This window comes from Streptomyces sp. NPDC029169 (genome assembly GCF_055563935.1).
In genome coordinates, this window is record NZ_JBVHXA010000009.1 from 160,941 (window position 1) to 182,594 (window position 21,654).

13 protein-coding genes and 3 pseudogenes are annotated in these 21,654 nt (G+C 70.2%); 13 read left to right on the forward strand and 3 right to left on the reverse strand.

The window, feature by feature from the left end; translation table 11 throughout:
- Complete coding sequence (locus ACZ4VI_RS19160; RefSeq protein WP_468000558.1) at positions 1-837, forward strand: methylenetetrahydrofolate reductase; 837 nt, start codon at positions 1-3, stop codon at positions 835-837.
- A gap of 62 nt (positions 838-899) precedes the next feature.
- On the opposite strand, the gene purU is transcribed toward ACZ4VI_RS19160, so the two are convergent.
- A complete protein-coding gene (gene purU, locus ACZ4VI_RS19165; RefSeq protein WP_468000560.1) occupies positions 900-1,781 on the reverse strand; it encodes a formyltetrahydrofolate deformylase in 882 nt (293 codons plus the stop codon).
- A gap of 217 nt (positions 1,782-1,998) precedes the next feature.
- Here purU and ACZ4VI_RS19170 point away from each other — a divergent pair, with 217 nt between their 5' ends.
- The 12 genes and pseudogenes from ACZ4VI_RS19170 to ACZ4VI_RS19225 all read left to right on the forward strand — a co-directional run bounded on the left by ACZ4VI_RS19170 (position 1,999) and on the right by ACZ4VI_RS19225 (position 20,318).
- Positions 1,999-3,468: an aldehyde dehydrogenase family protein gene (locus ACZ4VI_RS19170; RefSeq protein WP_468000561.1), complete on the forward strand. Its 1,470-nt coding sequence runs from the start codon at positions 1,999-2,001 to the stop codon at positions 3,466-3,468.
- Between the two features lie 20 nt (positions 3,469-3,488).
- Positions 3,489-4,577, forward strand: a complete 1,089-nt coding sequence (locus ACZ4VI_RS19175) for a quaternary amine ABC transporter ATP-binding protein (protein ID WP_468000563.1) — start codon at positions 3,489-3,491, stop codon at positions 4,575-4,577.
- Complete coding sequence (locus tag ACZ4VI_RS19180) at positions 4,577-6,550, forward strand: ABC transporter permease (RefSeq protein WP_468000564.1); 1,974 nt, start codon at positions 4,577-4,579, stop codon at positions 6,548-6,550. The genes ACZ4VI_RS19175 and ACZ4VI_RS19180 overlap by 1 nt, the downstream gene beginning before the upstream one ends.
- Positions 6,551-6,561: 11 nt before the next feature.
- On the forward strand, positions 6,562-7,539 hold the full coding sequence (locus ACZ4VI_RS19185) for an ABC transporter substrate-binding protein (protein WP_468000566.1): 978 nt from the start codon (positions 6,562-6,564) through the stop codon (positions 7,537-7,539).
- 206 nt (positions 7,540-7,745) lie between these two features.
- A complete protein-coding gene (locus ACZ4VI_RS19190; protein ID WP_468000568.1) occupies positions 7,746-10,184 on the forward strand; it encodes a GcvT family protein in 2,439 nt (812 codons plus the stop codon).
- 22 nt (positions 10,185-10,206) lie between these two features.
- Positions 10,207-11,067, forward strand: coding sequence for a bifunctional methylenetetrahydrofolate dehydrogenase/methenyltetrahydrofolate cyclohydrolase (locus tag ACZ4VI_RS19195; protein ID WP_468000570.1), 861 nt, complete (start codon positions 10,207-10,209; stop codon positions 11,065-11,067).
- Positions 11,064-12,347: a serine hydroxymethyltransferase gene (glyA, locus tag ACZ4VI_RS19200; RefSeq protein ID WP_468000571.1), complete on the forward strand. Its 1,284-nt coding sequence runs from the start codon at positions 11,064-11,066 to the stop codon at positions 12,345-12,347. Before ACZ4VI_RS19195 ends, glyA begins: the two co-directional genes overlap by 4 nt.
- The gene (locus ACZ4VI_RS19205; protein WP_468000573.1) at positions 12,344-13,576 is read left to right on the forward strand and encodes a sarcosine oxidase subunit beta family protein; all 1,233 of its coding nucleotides are present in this window, start codon (positions 12,344-12,346) and stop codon (positions 13,574-13,576) included. The genes glyA and ACZ4VI_RS19205 overlap by 4 nt, the downstream gene beginning before the upstream one ends.
- A 12-nt stretch (positions 13,577-13,588) precedes the next feature.
- Entirely contained in the window at positions 13,589-16,822 is a 3,234-nt protein-coding gene (locus tag ACZ4VI_RS19210) for a sarcosine oxidase subunit delta family protein (protein ID WP_468000575.1), read from the forward strand.
- Positions 16,815-17,417 carry a sarcosine oxidase subunit gamma gene (locus tag ACZ4VI_RS19215; protein ID WP_468000577.1) on the forward strand — a complete coding sequence of 201 codons (603 nt, stop codon included), beginning with the start codon at positions 16,815-16,817 and terminating at the stop codon, positions 17,415-17,417. The genes ACZ4VI_RS19210 and ACZ4VI_RS19215 overlap by 8 nt, the downstream gene beginning before the upstream one ends.
- A gap of 293 nt (positions 17,418-17,710) precedes the next feature.
- Positions 17,711-17,830 (forward strand): annotated as a pseudogene (locus ACZ4VI_RS19220) (dihydropteroate synthase); the annotation flags it as partial.
- 157 nt (positions 17,831-17,987) lie between these two features.
- Positions 17,988-20,318, forward strand: coding sequence for an FdhF/YdeP family oxidoreductase (locus tag ACZ4VI_RS19225; RefSeq protein ID WP_468000579.1), 2,331 nt, complete (start codon positions 17,988-17,990; stop codon positions 20,316-20,318).
- On the opposite strand, the pseudogene ACZ4VI_RS19230 reads toward ACZ4VI_RS19225, so the two are convergent.
- Both ACZ4VI_RS19230 and ACZ4VI_RS19235 read right to left on the reverse strand, forming a co-directional pair.
- Positions 20,306-21,104, reverse strand: a pseudogene (locus tag ACZ4VI_RS19230) (IclR family transcriptional regulator). The gene ACZ4VI_RS19225 and the pseudogene ACZ4VI_RS19230 sit on opposite strands and share 13 nt — an antisense overlap.
- 84 nt (positions 21,105-21,188) lie before the next feature.
- Positions 21,189-21,401, reverse strand: a pseudogene (locus tag ACZ4VI_RS19235) (formyltransferase family protein); the annotation flags it as partial.
- Positions 21,402-21,654 lie beyond the last annotated feature (253 nt).

Genomic DNA, 21,654 nt, shown 5'->3' on the forward strand with positions numbered 1-21,654 from the left:
TTGAGTACCCCAGGGCTGAGGGCGCTGCTCGACAGCGTCCGCTACGAGGTGCTGCCCGCGAAGGCGACCGTGGACAAGGTCCTCGCCCATGTCCCGCGGGACGTCGTCGTCACCGTGACGGCGTCGCCGGTCAAGGGCCTGGAGCCGACCCTCGCTCTCACCACCCGGCTCGCGGCGCACGGCTACCGCGTCGTCCCGCACGTGCCCGCGCGGCTGCTGCGGGACGAGGTGCACCTGAAAGAGGTCGTCGAGCGGCTGCGCGATGCGGGCGTGGACGACGTCTTCGTCCCGGCGGGCGACGCAGACCCGCCGGCCGGAGCCTACGACGGGGCGCTGCCGGTGCTGCGCGGGCTGAGCGAGCTGGGCAGGCCCTTCGCCCGCGTCGGCGTCACCGGCTACCCCGAGAGCCATCCGCTCATCCACGACGACGTCACCGTCCAGGCCATGTGGGACAAGCGCGAGCACGCCACGTACATCGTGAGCAACCTCTGCTTCGACCCGCGGGTGCTGGGGGAGTGGATCGCCCGCATACGGCGCCGGGACATCACCCTGCCCGTCCACCTGGGCGTCGCGGGTCCCGTGCAGCGAGCGAAGCTGCTGGCGATGGCGACGAAGATCGGCGTGGGGGAGTCGACGCGCTTCCTGACCAAGCACGCCTCGTGGTTCGTGCGGTTCGCGGCGCCCGGCGGGTACTCGCCCGACAGGTTGCTGGCGCGTACCGAGGAGGCGCTCACCGCGCCGTCTGCGGGAGTGGCGGGGTTGCACGTGTTCACGTTCAACCAGATCGCCGAGACGGAACGGTGGCGCCGCGCTCTGCTCGACCGGCTCGGAAACTGAACTCGTATACGGAAGGGGGGCGGGGCTGGAAGTCCAGCGCCGCCCCCCTCGTGCCGTACCGCTCAGCGGAAGACGACCGTGCGGTTGCCGTGCACCATGACGCGGCTCTCGCTGTGCCACTTCACCGCGTGCGCGAGTACCTGTGCCTCCACGTCCCGCCCGACCGTGACCAGGTCCCCGGGACCGAGCGAGTGGTCCACCCTGACCACGTCCTGCTCGATGATCTGCCCCTCGTCCAGGTCCGGGGTCACGTAGTGCGCCGTCGCGCCGACGAGCTTCACGCCGCGGGCGTGGGCCTGCTCGTACGGGCGCGCGCCCTTGAAGCTGGGGAGGAAGGAGTGGTGGATGTTGATGGCGCGGCCCTCGAGCTGCTTGCACAGGTCGTCGGAGAGGATCTGCATGTAGCGGGCCAGCACGACCAGGTCGATGTCCAGCTCGCGTACCAGCTCCATCAGGCGCGCCTCGGCCTCGGCCTTGGTGTCCTTGGTGACCGGGATGTGGTGGAAGGGGATGCCGTAGGTCTCCGCCAGTCCCTCGAAGTCCCGGTGGTTGGAGACGATCGCGGGGATCTCGATGTTGAGGGCGCCGGTGCGCCGGCGAAAGAGCAGATCGTTGAGGCAGTGGCCGAACTTGGACACCATGATGAGCGTCCGGGTCGGCGTCGACGCCTCGCTCAGGGTCCAGGCGATGCGGTACGCCTCGGCGACGGGACCGAATCGGTAACGCAGTGTTCGCACGTTCGTGTCCGGATCGGAGACGTCGAAGTGAACCCTCATGAAGAAACGGCCCTGGAGCCGATCATCGAACTGCTGGCTTTCCAGGATGTTGCCCGAGTTCCTGACCAGGAAGCCGCTCACTGCGTGGACCAGTCCGGCGCTGTCGGGACACGAGAGGGTGAGGACGTACTCACGGCCGGGTTGCGTTCGAGGGGACTCAGGGGACACAGCGACCTCCGTCGGTGCGTATTGCACAACATGGTGAGCGATACGCAACATGGTCGGCCCGCCGCCGCTTGCGGTCAAGGGCGGCAGCACAAGTGCCCCATGGTGAAATCGTCATCCGCCAACCTCTTGACGCAGGTCTGTGGCGTTCGTCATGGTGTTCCACCACAAGCAATTGAATGCATGATGCGCAACGCATTTCGGCTGGAGGGCTTGGCGCGTGGCAGACCTGTATGTGGCTGGGGAATGGCGGGATCCGGTGGCCGGCGGGCGCCGGGAGATCCGCTGTCCCGCTGACGGCTCGCTCACCGCGACGGTCTCGGAAGGGACGCGTCCCGACACCGAGGCAGCGATCTCCGCGGCCCGCCGCGCCTTCGACGAGGGACCCTGGCCGCGCACCTCCGAGCGGGAGCGCGGCGCGCTGCTGCTGCGCACCGCCGACCTCATCGAGCGCGACGCCAAGGAGTTCGCCCGCGCCGAGTCGCTGGACACCGGCAAACGGCTGGTGGAGAGCGAGTACGACATCGCCGACGTCGTCGCCTGCTTCCGCTATTACGGCGGCATCGGCGGCACCGACGCCGGGCGTGTGATCGACACCGGTCGCGACGACGCCGTCAGTCGCGTCGTCTATGAGCCGATCGGGGTGTGCGCGCTGATCACCCCCTGGAACTACCCGCTGCTGCAGGCGAGTTGGAAGGTGGCCCCGGCCCTCCTCGCGGGCAACACGATCGTCCTCAAGCCCAGTGAGCTCACCCCCTCCACCTCCATCCTGCTGATGAAGGCGCTGGAGGAGGCCGGGCTCCCGGCCGGTGCCGCCAACCTCGTCCTGGGCGCCGGGCCCGAGGTGGGCGCCCCGCTCTCCGAGGACCCGGCCGTCGACATGGTCTCCTTCACCGGCGGCCTGGAGACGGGCAGGAGAATCATGGCCACCGCCGCGGCGACCGTGAAGAAGGTGGCACTGGAGCTCGGTGGCAAGAACCCCAACGTGATCTTCGCCGACGCCGACTTCGAGACGGCCGTGGACTTCGCGCTCACCGCCGTCTTCCTGCATTCCGGGCAGGTCTGCTCGGCCGGTGCCCGGCTGATCGTCGAGGACTCGCTGCACGACCGGCTCGTCGACGAGGTCGTCCGGCGCGCCCGGCAGATCCGCCTCGGCGGGCCCTTCGACCCCGAGGCCGAGACCGGAGCGCTGATCTCCGCGCAGCACCTGACGAAGGTCGAGGCGTATGTCGCGGCAGGTCTCGCCGAGGGCGCGGTACTGCGCTGCGGCGGTGAACGCCCCGACGACCCGGCCCTCGGAGGCGGCCACTACTACCCGCCGACCGTCCTCGACGAGTGCCGGCAGGACATGCGGGTGGTGCACGAGGAGTCCTTCGGCCCCGTGCTCACCGTGGAGCGGTTCACCGACGAGGACGACGCCGTACGCATCGCCAACGACACCGAGTACGGGCTCGCGGGAGCCGTCTGGACGCAGGACGCGGGCAAGGCCCAGCGGGTCGCCCGGCGGCTGCGCCACGGCACGGTGTGGATCAACGACTACCACCCCTACGTGCCGCAAGCGGAATGGGGTGGCTTCGGGCACTCGGGCGTGGGGCGCGAGCTGGGACCGACCGGCCTGAACGAGTACCGAGAGCCCAAGCACATCTGGCAGAACATCCAACCCCGGCCGCAGCACTGGTTCCGCGGCTGAACGCCGAAGAGAGGTCGATCATGACCCCCACACAGACCGAGGTGCCGCAGCGGCGCGGCACGCTCCAGGATTCGGACGGTACTCCTGTCATATCCGTGCGCAGGCTGTGGAAGGTGTTCGGACCGAAGGCCGACCGAGTGCCGGAGTCCGAGGAGTTGTGCGGCCTCACCCGCCGTGAGCTCATGGACCGTACCGGCTGCACCGCCGCCGTACGCGACGTCAACTTCGACGTCCGCAAAGGTGAGGTGTTCGTCGTCATGGGACTGTCCGGCTCCGGTAAGTCCACATTGGTGCGATGTCTGACCCGTCTGATCGAACCCACCGCCGGTGAGCTCGTCTTCGAGGGTGAGGACATCCGCGAAGCGGATGCCAAACGCCTGCGCGAGCTGCGCCGCCGCAAGTTCTCCATGGTCTTCCAGCACTTCGGGCTGCTGCCCCACCGCCGGGTCGTCGACAACGTGGGCTTCGGCCTGGAGATCCGCGGCATGAGCAGGGCCGAACGCACCAAGCGCGCCCTGGAGGTCGTCGAACTGGTCGGCCTCGCCGGCTACGAGAACTCCTACCCCGACCAGCTCTCCGGCGGTATGCAGCAGCGCGTCGGCCTCGCCCGGGCGCTGGCCGGCAACCCGGACGTGCTCTTCTTCGACGAGCCGTTCTCCGCGCTCGACCCGATGATCCGCCGCGACATGCAGAACGAGGTCATCCGCCTGCACCACGAGGTCGGCAAGACGATGGTGTTCATCACCCACGACCTCTCCGAGGCACTCAAGCTGGGCGACCGCATCCTGATCATGCGCGACGGGAAGATGGTCCAGTGCGGCACCGGCGACGAGCTGGTGGGCGCCCCGGCCGACGACTACGTCCGCGAGTTCGTCAAGGACGTGCCGCGAGGCGACGTGCTCACCCTGCGGTGGATCATGCGCCCGGCGAAGCCCGATGACGCCCTGGACGGTCCCGAGCTGGGCCCGGACGTCGTGGTGAAGGAGGCCACCCGGGCGGTACTGGCGGCCGACAGGCCGGTCAAGGTCGTGGAGGACGGCAGGCTGCTCGGCATCGTCGGCGACGAGGAGATCCTCGCGGTGGTCGCCGGGCAGGAAGGCGACGCGTGATGGCCGTCGCCCTGGAGAAGTCCGCACCCCTGGCCGGCGCACGCAAGATCGGCCGGCGCACGGTGGTGGCCGCGATCCTGGCCGCCTGGCTGGTGCTCTTCGTGGTCTTCCGCGGACAGCAGACCCTGACCCTGGCGGCGGCGGACCTCACTGACCTGCACCGGTGGTTCAACGACGTCAACGACTCGATCGGCGCGGGCCGCAACTCCAACCCGCTCTTCCTCTACTTCTTCAACGAGATCCGCCTGGTCATCGACAACCTGGTGACCTTCATCCAGCAGCTGATCTCACAGCCCTCCGCCGGCCGACCCGTCCCGCAGATCGGATGGCTCGGCGTCGTCGGCATCGTGGGCTACGTCTCCTGGGCCATGGGCAACTGGCGGGTCGCCCTCCTGGCCGTGGCGGGCTTCACCTTCCTGGGGCTGCAGGGTCTGTGGCAGGAGAGCATGGACACCCTGTCGCTCACCCTCTCCGCGGTTCTCGTGGCGCTGCTGTTCGCGATCCCGCTGGGCGTGTGGGCGGGGCTGTCCGACCGGGTCAACCGGATCGTGACGCCCTTCCTGGACTTCATGCAGACCATGCCGACCTTCGTCTACCTCGCCCCACTGACGCTCTTCTTCCTCATCGGCGGGGCCTCCGCCACGATCGCCACCGTGATCTACGCGGCACCGCCCGCGATCCGCATCACCGCGCACGCCATCCGCTCCGTGCCGGAGACCACCGTCGAGGCCGCCGACTCGCTGGGCGCGACACGACGGCAGGCCCTGCTGAAGGTCCTGCTGCCCATGTCCAAGCGGACCGTGGTGATGGGCGTCAACCAGTCGATCATGGCCGCCCTGGCCATGGTGACGATCGCGGCCCTGATCGACGCGCCCGGCCTCGGCAAGACCGTCGTCCAGGCCCTTCAGTCGCTGGACGTGGGAACGGCCTTCAACGCGGGACTCGCCATCGTCGTCATGGCGATCGTCCTCGATCGGGTCACCACCGCGGCCAGCGCCCGCGAGGAGGCGGCCCGGCGTTCGAAGAACCGCTTCCTTTGGTGGCGCAAACCCCTGCTCGGCGCGGGTGCGGCGGTCACAGCGGTCCTCGTTTACCTGTCGCACACCTATGTATGGGCAGCGGAGTTCCCCGGCGAAGGCGGCATCGGCAGCTCCGTCGCGAGCGCGGCGGACACCGCGACCACCTGGGCGCAGGACAACCTCTCGGGCCTCACCAACGCCTTCCGCGACGGCATCACCAACGGTCTGCTCAACCCGTTCCAGACGCTGCTCACCGACTCCCCGTGGTGGCTCGTCGGCGCGGTGTTGATCGCACTGGGCGCTGTGCTCGGCGGCCGGCGCGCCGGAATCACCACGGTCGTGTGCGTGAGCCTGCTGGTCGGCACCGGCCTGTGGTCGGACGCCATGACGACGTTGGCGTCGACCCTCGTGGCGACGGTGCTGGTCATGCTGCTCGGCATCGTCTTCGGGGTGTGGATGGGGCGCAGCATGGTCGTGGACCGGGTGCTGCGGCCCTCCCTGGACGCGGCACAGGTCATGCCGCCGTTCGTCTACCTCGTGCCGTTCCTGGCGCTGTTCGGCGCGACACGCTTCACGGCCATCGTCGCCGCGATCGTCTACGCGGTGCCGGTCGCCATCAAGATCATCGCGGATGGTGTGCGGGCCGTGCCCGGGACCACCGTCGAGGCGGCCACGTCCGCCGGGTGCAACACCTGGCAGATCATCGCCAAGGTTCAACTGCCGATGTCACGCAGTGCCCTGACTCTTGCGACCAACCAGGGCCTGATCTACGTGCTGTCGATGGTTGTGGTGGGCGGCCTGGTAGGAGCGGGCGCCCTCGGCTACGACGTCGTGGCCGGATTCTCCCAGGGGCAGCTGTACGGGAAGGGACTGGCGGCGGGGCTCGCCATCGTCCTGCTCGGAGTCATGTTCGACCGGATCACTCAGGCAGCGGCGCGACGCGCGAGCGCGTAAGGAGCACCATCATGGCAACACGAGTACGACAGTGGAGAATCGGCCCGGCTGGCACAGCCGTCGCGACCGTCATCGGGCTGACCCTCACCGCCTGCGGCGGCGCGAAGGTCGGTGACGACTCCGCGGGTTCGGGCAGCTCGGGCAAGTGTGGCACCTTCAACCTCGCGGTCAACCCGTGGGTGGGGTACGAGGCGGACGCGGCGGTCGTCGCCTACGTCGCGCAGAACGACCTCGGCTGCAAGGTGGTCAAGAAGGACCTGAAGGAAGAGATCGCATGGCAGGGCTTCGGGACCGGCGAGGTCGACGCCGTCATCGAGAACTGGGGGCACGACGATCTGAAGAAGAAGTACATCACCGACCAGAAGACCGCCGTCGATGCCGGCCCGACCGGCAACAAGGGCGTCATCGGCTGGTACGTACCGCCGTGGCTGGCCAAGGAACACCCCGACATCAAGGACTGGAAGAACCTGAACAAGTACGCGTCCAGGTTCAAGACCTCCGAGTCGGGCGGCAAGGGCCAGCTCCTCGACGGCGACCCGTCGTTCGTCACCAACGACGAGGCGTTGGTGAAGAACCTGAAGCTGGACTTCAAGGTGGTGTACGCGGGCAGCGAGACCGCGCTCATCCAGGCATTCCGGAAGGCCGAGAAGAACAAGGAATGGGTGATCGGCTACTTCTACGAGCCGCAGTGGTTCCTGTCCGAGGTGCCGTTGGTCAAGGTTGATCTGCCCCCTTACACGACGGGATGCGACGCCGACGCGGCGAAGATCGCCTGCGACTATCCCGTCTACGACCTCGACAAGATCGTCAGCGCGAAGTTCGCGAAGTCCGGCAGTCCGGCCTACGGCCTGGTGAAGAACTTCAACTGGACGAACGACGACCAGAACACCGTGGCGAAGTACATCACGGTGGACAAGATGTCGCCCGAGGCGGCGGCCAAGAAGTGGGTGGAGGCCAACCGCGACAAGGTCGACGCCTGGATCAAGTAGCCCACGTCGAGAAGACCTTCCGAGATGCCCGGCGGGCGGTGTGCACCTGTGTGCGCCGCCCGCCGGGCATTGCCGCGTTCCGGGCTGTTCCCCGACGTCACCGACCCCTTGACACCCCTCCCCGCGTACAGGCACATTGAGTTGCGCAACCTGAATCATGTTGCGCAGAAAGCAACTCGACTGGTTTTGAATCCGGAGGTGCGGCGATGGCGGGACCCCGAGTGGTGATCATCGGAGCGGGGGTCGTGGGAGCGGCGCTCGCGGACGAGATCTCCGCGCGCGGCTGGACCGAAGTGACCGTGGTCGATCAGGGCCCGCTCCCCGCGACCGGGGGCTCCACGTCACACGCCCCGGGCCTGGTCTTCCAGACGAACTCCTCGAAGACCATGACCGAGCTGGCCCGCTACACCGTCGAGAAGTTCTGCTCCCTCGACGTGGACGGCAAGCCCTGCTTCCTGCAGGTCGGCGGCCTCGAAGTGGCGACCACCCCCGAGCGCCTCGCCGAACTGCAGCGCCGCCACGGCTGGATCAGCGCCTGGGGCATCGAGGGCCGGCTGCTGAGCGCCGACGAGTGCGTCGAGCAGCACCCGCTGGTCAACCGGGACAGGGTCCTCGGCGGCCTCCTGATACCGACGGACGGCCTCGCGAAGGCCGTTCTCGCGGTCGAGGCGCAGATCCGCCGGGCCACCGAGCGCGGCGTCACCTTCCTGGCCCGCCACGAAGTGCTCGACGTCCAGCAGAGCGAGGGCCGGGTGACCGGTGTCCTCACCGACCAGGGCGAGATCGCGGCCGACATCGTGGTGTGCTGCGCCGGCATCTGGGGCCCGAAGATCGCCCGCATGGTCGGCATGAACCTCCCGCTGACCCCGCTCGCCCACCAGCTCGCCTGGACCGGCCCGGTCCCGGCGCTCGCGGGCCAGACGGAGGAGGCCGTGCGGCCGATCCTGCGCCACCAGGACGCCGACCTCTACTACCGCGACCGCTTCGACGGCATCGGCATCGGCTTCTACGGCCACCGCCCGATGCCCATCTCGGCCGACGACATCCTCTCCTTCGACGAGGCCGACCAGATGCCGTCGGTCCTGAAGTTCACCGAGGAGGACTTCGAGGACGCCTGGACCGAGACCCGGTCGCTGCTCCCCGCGACGGCGGAGGCCAAGGTCGAGGAGGGCATCAACGGCCTGTTCTCCTTCACCACCGACAACTTCCCGCTGATGGGCGAGTCCCCGGACGTCAAGGGCTTCTGGGTGGCCGAGGCGGTGTGGGTCACCCACTCCGCGGGCGTGGGCCGCGCCATGGCCGAATGGCTCGTCGACGGCCACTGCTCGTCCTTCGACCTGCACGAGTGCGACGTCAACCGCTTCGAGCCGCACCAGCTGTCCCCGGAGTACGTTCTGGCCCGCGACTGCCAGAACTTCGTCGAGGTCTACGACATCCTCCACCCCCTCCAGCCGTCGGGGGACCCGCGGCCGATCCGCACCAGCCCCTTCCACGCCCGCCAGCAGGAGCACGGCGCGTTCTTCCTGGAGGCGAGCGGCTGGGAGCGCCCCCAGTGGTACGAGGCCAACGCGGGGCTGGTCGAGGGCCGCAGCATTCCCACCCCCAACGACTGGGCGGCGCAGTTCTGGTCACCCATCGTCGGTGCCGAGGCACAGGCCACCCGTGAGACCGTCGCGATGTACGACATGACGGCCCTCAAGCGACTCGAGGTCAGCGGCCCGGGTGCCGCGGACTTCCTGGAGAGGCTGACCACCGGCAAGGTCGCCAAGTCGGTCGGCTCGGTGACGTACACCCTGCTTCTGGACCACGACGGCGGCATCCGCAGCGACGTCACCGTCGCCCGCCTGGCCCGTGACCTCTTCCAGGTCGGCGCCAACGGCAACCTGGACCTCGACTGGTTCACCCGACACCTTCCCGCCGACGGCACGGTTCAGGTGCGCGACATCACCCCCGGCACGTGCTGCATCGGCCTGTGGGGCCCCCTGGCCCGCAAGGTCCTGCAGCCGCTGACGGACGAGGACTTCTCCAACGACGGCCTGAAGTACTTCCGCGCCAAGCGCGCCCACATCGGCTCGGTGCCCGTCATCGCGATGCGACTGTCGTACGTCGGCGAGCTCGGCTGGGAGCTGTACACCACCGCCGACCAGGGCCTGAAGCTCTGGGACACCCTGTGGCAGGCGGCGGGGCCCCTCGGCGGCGTCATCGCCGGCCGCGGCTCCTTCAACAGCCTCCGCCTGGAGAAGGGCTACCGCTCCTTCGGCACCGACATGACCTACGAACACGATCCCTACGAGGCCGGCGTCGGCTTCGCCGTCAAGCTCGACAAGGGCGACTTCATCGGCAAGGCCGCCCTGGAGCGCCGCAAGGAAGACGTACGGCGCAAGCTGACCTGCCTCACCATCGACGACCCGCGGTCGGTCGTCCTGGGCAAGGAGCCCGTCTACGACGGCGACCGAGCCGTCGGCTACGTCACCAGCGCCGCCTACGGCTACACGATCGGCAAGGGCATCGCCTACGCCTGGCTCCCGGCGGAACTCACCACCCCCGGTACCACCCTGCACATCGGCTACTTCGACCAGCGCGTCGAGGCGGTCGTCGCCGAGGAGCCCCTGTTCGACCCGACCATGTCCCGCCTCCGTGGCTGACCGTGAGGAAGAGGTACCGCCGGTGACCGCACACGTCCTCGACGGCAAGGCGACCGCCGCCGACATCCGCCACGAACTCGCCGAGCGCGTAGCCAAGTTGACCGCGACAGGCGGACGCCCGCCAGGGCTCGGCACCGTACTCGTCGGCGACGACCCGGGCAGCCACGCCTACGTCGCCGGCAAGCACCGCGACTGCGCCCAGGTGGGCATCGCCTCCCTGCGCCGCGAACTGCCCGCCGACGCCACCCAGCAGCAGGTCGAGGCCGTCATCGACGAACTCAACGCCGACCCGGCCTGCACCGGCTACATCGTCCAGCTCCCGCTCCCACGACACCTGGATGCCAACGCCGTACTGGAACGCATGGACCCGGCCAAGGACGCCGACGGCCTGCACCCCGTCAACCTCGGCCGGCTGGCCCTGGGAGTCGACGCCCCACTGCCGTGCACCCCGCGCGGCATCGTCGAGCTGCTCCGCCGGTACGAGGTGCCGATCGCCGGAGCACGCGTGTGCGTGGTCGGGCGCGGCATCACCGTCGGACGGCCCATCGGACTGCTGCTCACCCGCAGGTCCGAGAACGCCACCGTCACCCTGTGCCACACCGGAACCAAGGGCCTGGCCTGGCACGTCCGCGAGGCGGACATCGTCGTCGCGGCCGCCGGCTCGCCCGGACTGATCACCAAGGACATGCTGCGCCCCGGCGCGGCGGTCCTGGACGTCGGCATCACCCGCACCGACCACGGGCTGGCCGGCGACGTACATCCGGACGCCGCGCTGGTCGCCGGATGGCTCGCGCCGATGCCCGGAGGAGTGGGACCCATGACCCGAGCGATGCTGCTCGCCAACGTCGTCGAGGCCGCCGAAAGGAACGCGAACACCGTATGAACGCGCTGAACACCCCCCTGGCGGAACTGGACCCCGAGGTCCACGCCGCCCTCGCCGCCGAGCTGCACCGCCAGCAGTCCACCCTGGAGATGATCGCCTCCGAGAACTTCGCGCCCTCCGCGGTGATGGAGGCCCAGGGGTCGGTCGCGACCAACAAGTACGCCGAGGGCTACCCCGGCCGCCGCTACTACGGCGGCTGCGAACACGTCGACGTCACCGAGCGCCTGGCCATCGAACGCGTCAAGTCCCTCTTCGGCGCGGGATTCGCCAACGTCCAGCCGCACTCGGGCGCCCAGGCGAACACCGCCGTCTTCTTCGCCCTCCTCCAGCCCGGCGACACCATCCTCGGCCTCGACCTCGCGCACGGCGGCCACCTCACCCACGGCATGCGCCTCAACTACAGCGGCAAGATGCTGGGCGTCGTCCCGTACCACGTCTCCGAGGCGGACAACCTCGTCGACATGGACGAGGTCGAGCAACTCGCCAAGGCACACCGCCCCAAGATGATCATCGCGGGCTGGTCGGCGTACCCGAGGCAGCTGGACTTCGCGGCCTTCCGCCGCATCGCCGACGAGGTCGGTGCCCTCCTCATGGTCGACATGGCGCACTTCGCGGGCCTGGTCGCCGCCGGACTGCACCCCAGCCCCGTCCCGCACGCGCACGTGGTCACCACCACGACGCACAAGACGCTCGGCGGTCCCCGCGGCGGAGTCATCCTCACCAACGACGCCGACCTCGCCAAGAAGATCAACTCGGCCGTGTTCCCCGGGATGCAGGGCGGCCCGCTGGAGCACGTCATCGCCGCGAAGGCCGTCTCCTTCAAGGTGGCGGCATCACCCGAGTTCGCCGAACGCCAGGCCCGCACCCTGGCCGGGGCCCGCATCCTCGCCGAGCGCCTCACGCGGCCCGACGCGGCCGCGGCCGGAGTGAAGGTCCTGACGGGCGGCACGGACGTCCACCTCGTCCTCGTCGACCTCCGTGACTCCGAACTCGACGGAAGGCGCGCCGAAGACCTGCTGCACGAGATCGGCATCACCGTCAACCGCAACGCCGTCCCCTTCGATCCCCGCCCGCCCATGGTCACCTCCGGCCTGCGCATCGGCACCCCGGCACTGGCCACCCGAGGCTTCACCGAGGAGGACTTCGCCGAAGTCGCCGACGTGATCGCGGCGGCCCTCAAGACCGAGCCGGACGTCGCCGCACTGCGCGCCCGCACGGAGGCACTCGCGGCCAAGCACCCGCTCTACCCGCACCTCTCGCAGGACGGAGACGTCCGATGAGCCCCATCGCCCCAGGCGCCGACCTCCCCGACCACCCCGACTGGCTCTGGCGCAATCCCGAGCCCAAGCGGTCGTACGACGTGGTGATCGTGGGGGGCGGCGGGCACGGCCTGGCCACCGCCCACTATCTGGCGAAGAACCACGGCATCACCAACGTCGCGGTCCTGGAGAAGGGCTGGCTTGCCGGCGGCAACATGGCCCGCAACACCACGATCATCCGCTCCAACTACCTCTGGGACGAGAGCGCCGGCATCTACGAGCACGCCCTCACACTGTGGGAAGGGCTGGCGGAGGAGCTCGACTATCCGATCCTCTTCTCCCAGCGCGGCGTGCTGAACCTGGCCCACAGCCTGCAGGACGTCCGCGACAGCGTGCGCCGTGTCGAGGCCAACCGGCTCAACGGCGTCGACGCCGAGTGGCTCGACGCCGAGCAGGTCAAAGAGGTCTGCCCGATCGTCAACATCTCACCCGACGTGCGCTACCCGGTCCTCGGCGGCACCTACCAGCCGCGCGCCGGCATCGCCAAGCACGACTACGTGGCCTGGGGCTTCGCCCGCTCCGCGGACGCCGCCGGCATCGACATCATCCAGAACTGCGAGGTCACCGGCCTGGACGTGGTCGGCGGCCGGGTGGTCGGCGTCCAGACCACGCAAGGTCCCATCGCCGCGGGCAAGGTGGCCCTGTGCTCGGCCGGCCACACCTCGGTCCTCGCCGCCATGGCAGGCATCGAACTCCCGATCCAGAGCCACCCGTTGCAGGCCCTGGTCTCCGAACTCCTGGAGCCGGTCCACCCCACGGTGGTCATGTCCAACGCCGTCCACGTGTACGTCAGCCAGGCGCACAAGGGCGAGCTGGTGATGGGCGCCGGCATCGACGCGTACAACTCCTACACCCAGCGCGGCGCCTTTCACATCATCGAAGAGCAGATGTCCGCCGCGCTGGAACTCTTCCCCGTCTTCGCCCGCGCCCACGTGCTGCGCACCTGGGGCGGCATCGTCGACGTCAGCCCGGACGCCTCGCCGATCGTCGGCCTCAGCCCGGTCGACAACCTCTACCTCAACTGCGGGTGGGGCACGGGCGGTTTCAAGGCCACCCCGGGCGTCGGCTCGGTCTACGCCCACACCATCGCCCACGACACCCCCCACCCCCTGAACGCCCCCTTCTCGCTCGACCGTTTCACCACCGGCGCGCTCGTCGACGAGCACGGCGCGGCCGCGGTGGCCCACTAGGGAGCCGAACCCATGCTGCTCATCCCCTGCCCGTGGTGCGGGCCCCGCGACGAGGCCGAGTTCCATTACGGCGGCCAGGCGCACGTGCCCTACCCCGAGGATTCCGCCGCCCTCACCGACGAGGAGTGGGCGCGCTACCTCTTCTTCCGCGACAACCCGAAGGGCCCGTTCGCCGAGCGGTGGAGCCACGCGGCGGGCTGCCGCAAGTGGTTCAACGCGGTGCGCGACACGTCGACGAACGAGATTCTGGCGGTGTACAGGGCGGGGGAGGCGCGCCCGGAGACGCTCGAACGGCGTCCGGTCACGTCTCAGCCGCGTCCGGCACAACCAGCACCTGTGGGGAAGCTTGCGGACGAGGCCCGGCCAGGGCCGATCGCGGGTCCGGGGGCGATCGCGGGTCCGGGGGCGGAGCCCCCCGTACGCCTCGCGGGCCAACCGCAGCGCCTGGCCACAGGTGGCCGAGTCGACCGCGGCCACCCCCTCACCTTCACCTTCGACGGCACCGCGTACCAAGGCTACCGCGGCGACACCCTCGCCTCCGCCCTCCTCGCCAACGGCGTGATCGCGGCAGCGACCAGCATCAGACTCGGCCGCCCCCGCGGCATCTTCTCGGCCGGCGTGGAAGAACCCAACGCGGTGGTCCAGATCGAGGCCCCCTTCCCCGAGCCCATGCTCCCCGCCCCGACGGTCGAGCTCTACGACGGCCTGGTCGCGAGCAGCCTCCCGGGCCAAGGACGCCTCGCCACCGAACCGGACCCCGCCCGCTACGACGCCGTCCATGCCCACTGCGACCTGCTGGTCGTCGGCGCGGGCCCCGCCGGCCTCGCGGCCGCGGCGGCGGCAGCGCGGAGCGGCGCACGCGTCATCGTCGCCGACGACCAGCCGGAACTCGGCGGCAGCCTGCTCGGCACCGGCGAACACCTCGACTGGGTGGAGTCGACGCGCGCACAGCTCGAAGCCGCCCCCGAGGTACGCGTCCTGCGGCGCACCACCGTCTTCGGCCACTACGACGACAACCACCTCCTCGCCGTCGAGCGCCGCACCAACCACCTCGGCGCCGAAGCCCCGGACCACGTCTCCCGCGAGCGCGTCTGGCGGATCCGCGCCCGGCGGGTGGTCCTCGCGACCGGCGCCCACGAGCGCTCCCTGGCGTTCGGCGACAACGACCGCCCCGGCGTGATGCTGGCGTCGTCGGCCCGGACGTACCTGCACCGGTACGCCGTCGTGCCCGGTCGGCACGCGGTCGTGTTCACCACCAACGACAGCGCCTACGCCGCCGCACTCGACCTGGCGGCGGCGGGAGTGGACATCGCGGCGATCGTCGACACCCGGTCCGAGCCGGGGGAGTGGGCCGAGCGTGCCCGGTCCGCCGGGATCGAGGTGCTGGCCGGACACGCGGTCACGGACGCGGAGGGCGGGGCCCGCCTCACCGCCGTGACGGTCGCCCCGTACGGGGAGTCCGCAGGACAGCGGGAGTTCGCCGTCGATCTGCTCCTGGTCTCGGGCGGCTGGAACCCGGTCGCGCATCTGTTCAGCCAGGCGGGCGGCAAGCTCCGCCACGACGACGTGCTCGGCACGTTCGTTCCCAGCAGCTGCCGTCAGGCGGTGGAGGTCGCGGGCAGTGCGAACGGGGCCTTCGATCTCGCCACGACCCTCGCGCAGGGCGCGGCGGCCGGCGCCCGCGCGGTCGAGGCGGAGGGCTACACCGCCGAGACACCGGCCCTCCCGGCCGTCGCCGCCCAGCCGCACACCCCGCCCATGCAGGTGTTCGCCGTCCCCACCTCCACCGGTGCCCCCCGGTTCGTCGACCTCCAACGCGATGTCACCGTCGACGACCTGGCGCGGGCGACCGGGGCCGGTCTGCGCTCGGTGGAGCACACCAAGCGCTACACCACGGCTGGTACCGGGGGCGACCAGGGCAGGACGGCCGGTGTCCTGGCGAGCGGGGTCGTCGCCGAACTCCTCGGCGTGGACATCTCGGCGCTGGGCCTGCCCACGTTCCGGCCGCCGTACACCCCCGTCTCCTTCGCCACCCTCGCCGGCCGCGACCGCGGCGCGCTGCACGACCCGATCCGCACGACCGCCGTCCACGAGTGGCATGTCGAGCACGGCGCCCTGTTCGAGAACGTCGGCCAGTGGAAGCGGCCCTGGTACTACCCGCAGGACGGCGAGGACATGGAGACCGCCGTGCTGCGCGAGTGCCGCGCCGCCCGCGAAGGTGTGGCCTTCATGGACGCCTCCACGCTTGGCAAGATCGACGTGCAGGGCCCGGACGCCGCGCTCTTCCTCGACCGGCTCTACACCAACATGATGAGCACCCTGAAGGTCGGCATGATCCGCTATGGCGTCATGAGCCGCCTGGACGGCATGATCTTCGACGACGGCACGGTCATCCGCGTCGCGCAGGACCGCTTCCTGGTCACCACCACGACCGGCAACGCCGCAGCCGTCCTGGACTGGATGGAGGAGTGGCTGCAGACCGAGTGGCCCGAACTCCGCGTCCACTGCACTTCGGTGACCGAGCAGTGGGCCACCGTCGCCCTGGTCGGCCCGCGTTCCCGGGAGGTCCTCGGCTCGCTGGCGCCCCGGCTGGCCGTGGCCAACGACGACTTCCCGTTCATGGCCTGGCGGGAGACGGCCGTCGCCGGCATCGACGCGCGCGTGTGCCGGATCAGCTTCTCCGGTGAACTCGCCTACGAGATCAACGTGTCGCCCTGGGACGCCCTCGCCCTGTGGGAGGCGCTGTACGAGGCCGGCGCCCCGTACGGCATCACCCCGTACGGCACCGAGACCATGCACGTCCTGCGCGCCGAGAAGGGCTACCCGATCATCGGCCAGGACACCGACGGCACGGTCACCCCGCACGACCTCGGCATGAGCTGGGCAGTGTCGAAGAAGAAGCCCGACTTCATCGGCAAGCGTTCCTACGCCCGCGCCGACGCCGTCCGCCCCGACCGCAAGCACCTTGTCGGCCTCCTCCCCGAGGACCCGGCCGCCTTCCTCCCCGAGGGCACCCACCTGGTCGCCGACAGCGAACTGCCCGCCCCGCCCGTCCCGATGCTCGGTCACGTCACCTCCAGCTATCGCAGTGCGGCGCTCGGCCGGACCTTCGCGCTCGCCCTGATCAAGGGCGGCCGGGGCCGCATCGGCGAACGCCTCTACGCATCTGTCGGCGACCGGCTGCTCCCGGTGACCGTCGCAAGCCCCGTCCTCTACGACCCCGAGGGAGCCCGCCGCGATGGCTGACACCGCCCCGACCGCACGGCAGCGCAGCCCTCTGGCGCATGCCGCCGACCGCCTGGCCGCCGCGACGCGCTCCTCCGGGGGCGCGGTCCGCCTGGCCGAAGTCCCCTTCCTGGCCCAGTTGAACGTCCGACTCGACGCCAAGAGTCCGGCGGCGGATGCCGTAGGACTCGCCCTGGGGCTCCCGCTGCCCCTGGAACCCGACACCGTCGTGCGCGCGGGGGAGCTGACCGCGGTGTGGCTCGGCCCCGACGAATGGCTGGTGGTGGGCCGGCCCGGCGTCCAGCGGGACCTGGAGAGCCGGATCCGCTCGGCGGCCGGGGACGACCCCGTCTCCGTCACCGACGTCTCCGCCCAGCGCACCACCCTCCTGGTCGGCGGACCGCGAGCCCGCGACCTGCTGTCCCACGGCTGCCGGTTGGATCTGCACCCGCGCGCCTTCGGCCCCGGCCGCTCGGCCCAGACCACCCTGGCCCGCACCCAGGTCGTCCTGGTGGCCCGCGACGAGCCCAGGGCCGGTTTCTGGGTGCTGGTGCGCTCCTCCTTCGCCGGCTACCTGACGGACTGGCTGCTGGACGCGGCCGTGGAATACGGGTGAACGGCTAGGTATGGCGGGCGCACCCCTCGCCTGGGTGAGCCGAGGGTCGATCAGTCCTGGCCCATGGCCGGTGTCATGGGCGAGGAACATCCCGGCCCCGCTGCCCGCCCGTTCGGACAATGAGCACGAGAGACGCCCGCAGCCGTGCGACCTTGCCCCCTGGCCCGCTTCGGCGCCGCGTCATGACCGTGGACCTGGTCCGCAACGACATCGGCGGAGGAGGCGGCCCCGGCGCAGAGGGCCGGGGCCCGGTGACCAAGACGGCCCACGCCACCACCCCGCCGTGCCCGGGAATGCCGGAGCTCCATCCGCAGGGGCTTCCGCGGCCCGGCCGGACGCTGGTCATGGGCGTCGTGAACGTCACGCCGGACTCGTTCTCCGACGGCGGGCGGTCCTTCGCTCCGGAAGCGGCCGACGATGCGGCCTCGACGCTCGACGCGGCACGGGTGACTGCCCGTTGGGGCGTCGATGCAGCGGCCTCGGCGCAGGCGTCACCGCACTGAGCCGTTGTCGCGCATCGCGCGCCCGACATTTTCGTGACAGCAGTCCCATCGATGAGGAGAGGCACACATGGCACGCAAGGCGCCGCGCGAGGACCCCGGCGAGGACGCCCTGGAGGTGACCGCGCCCAAGAACTGGGCGGCCGGGATCCCCGCGGTGACCCATGCGCTGCGCATGGGATACGACCAGATGGGCGTACGGCGCACCGCGCTGACCCTGCTCAAGGTCAACCAGAAGGACGGCTTCGACTGCCCCGGCTGCGCCTGGCCCGAGGGCGACCACCGCAGCAGGGCCGAGTTCTGCGAGAACGGCGCCAAGGCCGTCGCCGAGGAAGCCACCGTACGCCGGGTGACGCGGGAGTTCTTCGCCGCGCACCCGGTGGGCGAGCTCGCGGGCCGCAGCGAATACTGGCTGGGCCGGCAGGGCCGCCTCACCGAGCCGATGTACAAACCGGCCGACTCGGAGACGTATGTGCCGGTCACCTGGGAGACGGCCTTCGACATCGTCGCCCGGGAGCTCAAGGGACTGCGCAGCCCCGACGAGGCCGCCTTCTACACCTCGGGCCGTACCTCCAACGAGGCGGCGTACCTCTACCAGCTCCTCGTACGGCAGTTCGGCACCAACAACCTGCCGGACTGCTCGAACATGTGCCACGAGTCGAGCGGCTCGGCGCTCACCGAGACGATCGGTATCGGCAAGGGCAGCGTCCACCTCGACGATCTGTACTGCGCCGACCTGATCTTCGTCGTCGGACAGAACCCCGGCACGAACCACCCGCGGATGCTGTCCGCGCTGGAGAAGGCCAAGCGGCGCGGTGCGCGCATCGTCGCGGTGAATCCGCTGCCCGAGGCCGGGCTGCTGCGCTTCAAGAACCCGCAGAACGCCCGCGGTGTCGCAGGTGCCGGCACATCCCTCTCGGACCGGTTCCTGCAGATACGGCTCGGGGGCGACCTGGCGCTCTTCCAGGCGCTGTCACAGCTGTTGCTGGAGGCCGAGGACGCGGCGCCCGGTACGGTCCTCGACCGCGACTTCATCGCCGCGCACACCGACGGCTTCGAGGGATACGCCGAAGGCTTGCGCAAGCTCGACCGGGGCGATGTGTCCGAGGCGACCGGGCTTTCGCGCGATGCCATCGAGGCCACCGCCCGCGACGTCATGTCCGCCCGGTCGATCGTGGTGTGCTGGGCCATGGGACTGACCCAGCACAAGCACTCCGTGCCCACCATCCGCGAGGTGGTGAACTTCCTGCTGCTGCGTGGCAACATCGGGCGCCCCGGCGCCGGAGTGTGCCCCGTGCGCGGTCACTCCAACGTGCAGGGCGACCGCACGATGGGCATCTACGAGAAGCCGGCGCCGGAGTTCCTCGACGCGCTGCGGAACGAGTTCGGATTCGACCCGCCCCGCCACCACGGGTTCGACGCGGTGGAGACGATCCGGGCGATGGGCGCCGGTGAGGTGAAGGTCTTCTTCGCCATGGGCGGCAACTTCGTCTCCGCCGCCCCGGACACGGCCGCCACCGAGCGGGCCCTGCGGAACTGCCGGCTGACCGTCCAGGTCTCCACCAAGCTCAACCGCTCCCACGCGGTCTGCGGACGCGAGGCCCTCATCCTTCCCACCCTGGGCCGCACCGAGCGGGACCGGGGACCGGACGGGGCGGACCGGTTCGTCACCGTCGAGGACTCGATGGGGATCGTGCACGCCTCCCGGGGCGGCCTGCGACCCGCCTCCCCGCATCTGCTCTCCGAGCCGGCCATCGTCGGCGGGCTGGCCCAGAGCCTGTTCGGTCCGGGCGGCGATGTTCCGTGGGCGGCCTTCGAGGCCGACTACGACGCCGTCCGCGACAGCATCGCCCGGGTCGTGCCCGGCTTCGCCGACTTCAACACGCGGGTACGGCGTCCCGGCGGCTTCACCCTGCCGCACGCCCCCCGCGACGAGCGGCGCTTCCCCACCAGTACGGGCAAGGCCAACTTCACGGTCAACCCGGTGGAAGTGCTGAGCGTCCCGCCCGGCCGTCTGCTGCTGCAGACACTGCGCAGCCACGACCAGTACAACACCACGATCTACGGACTCGACGACCGCTACCGCGGCATCCACCAGGGACGCCGGGTGGTCTTCGTCCACCCCGACGACCTCGCGGAGCGCGGGATCGCCGACGGCGGTCTTGTGGACATCGTCAGCGAGTGGCCGGACGGCCTGGAACGGCGGGCCGAGGCATTCCGCACGGTCGCGTACGACACGCCCCGTGGATGCTGCGCGGCCTACTTCCCCGAGGCCAACGTGCTCGTTCCGCTCGACTCCGTTGCCGATACCTCCAACACGCCGACGTCCAAGAGCGTCGTGGTACGCCTGGAGCGCGGTGGCGCCCCCTCCACGTCGAACGGGGGAGCTCAGCTCACGTAGCCCATCCGGTGGCTGATCTCCTCAGCGCCCTTGATCAGCAGGGATGCGAGCTCGTGGATGCGCTCCTCGGTGAAGCGGTACGCGGGGCCGGAGGCGCTGAGGGCGGCGATGGCCTCGCCGTGGTGGGAACGGATCGGGGCCGCGACGGCGTGCAGTCCGATCTCGAGTTCCTCCAGCGTGACCGCGTACCCGCGCTCCCGCGCCTCGGCGAGGTTCTTCTCCAGCGTGGTCCTGGCGGTCAGGGTGTGCGGCGTCAGCTTCTGCAGCCCGGATGCCGCGAGTACCGCGGCGCGCTCCTTCGCCGGCAGGTGGGCGAGGAGGATCTTGCCGCTGGAGGTCGCGTGCACCGGGGTGAGCTGCCCGACCCAGTTGTGCGTGCCCGACCGCGCCCGGGCCGCGCACCTGGTAGAGGTTGACCGCGTAGTGCTCCTGCAGGACGGCGATGTTGACGGTCTCGCCGATCTCCTCGCTGAGTCGTTCGCACACCGGCCGGCCCTGCTGTGTGATGTCGAGACGGCCCGTGACCGCCCCCGCCAGGCGTACGATCCCGAAGCCCAGCCGGTACTTGCCCCGCTCGGCCGCCTGCTCGACCAGACCGCGCGCCTCCAGCGCCCCGAGCAGGCGGAACGCGGTCGACTTGTGGACGTCGATCTCGGCGGCAACCTCGCTGACGCCCGCCTCACCGCGCTGGGCGAGGATCTCCAGGACGCTGACGGCACGGTCGACGGACTGCACCCCGTTCACCGCGGGAGCAGGCGTTTCGCCATCTGCCGTGTAGTTGCTCATAGCGCAACTATACGCAAGGGGGTCGTGTTGCGGGAGTGGTGAGCAGCAGGCAGCGAGCGGGTACGACAAGCCGGTATACCACAGTCAGCGGAAGACGACCGTGCAGTTGCCATGGACGAGCACACGGCTCTCGCTGTGCCACTGCACGGCGCGGGCGAGTGCCCGGGCCTCGACGTCACGGGGGGCGTGCGAGTGGTCCACGCGGACGACGTCCTGTTCGATGATCGGGCCTTCGTCGAGGCCGGACGTGACGTAGTGCGCCGTGGCCCCGACGAGCTTGACGCCGCGCTCATGCGCCACGAGGTCGATGTCGAGCTCGTCGACGAAGCGGTCCTGCCGGTCGTCGAACTGTTGGCTCTGCAGGATGTTGCCCGAGTGGCTCACGCTCACTGCTGATCGGAGCCGGCATCACCTTGGTGGGCTTGTTGGTGTCCCTGGCATGGGCCGAGGAGACGCGGGGCCGCACTCTTGCGGAGACCAGTGCCCTCCCCGGCCGCTCCCGACGGCCCTCGGTGGCCGACGGGAATCCCCGCGACAGCGTGCGGGAGAG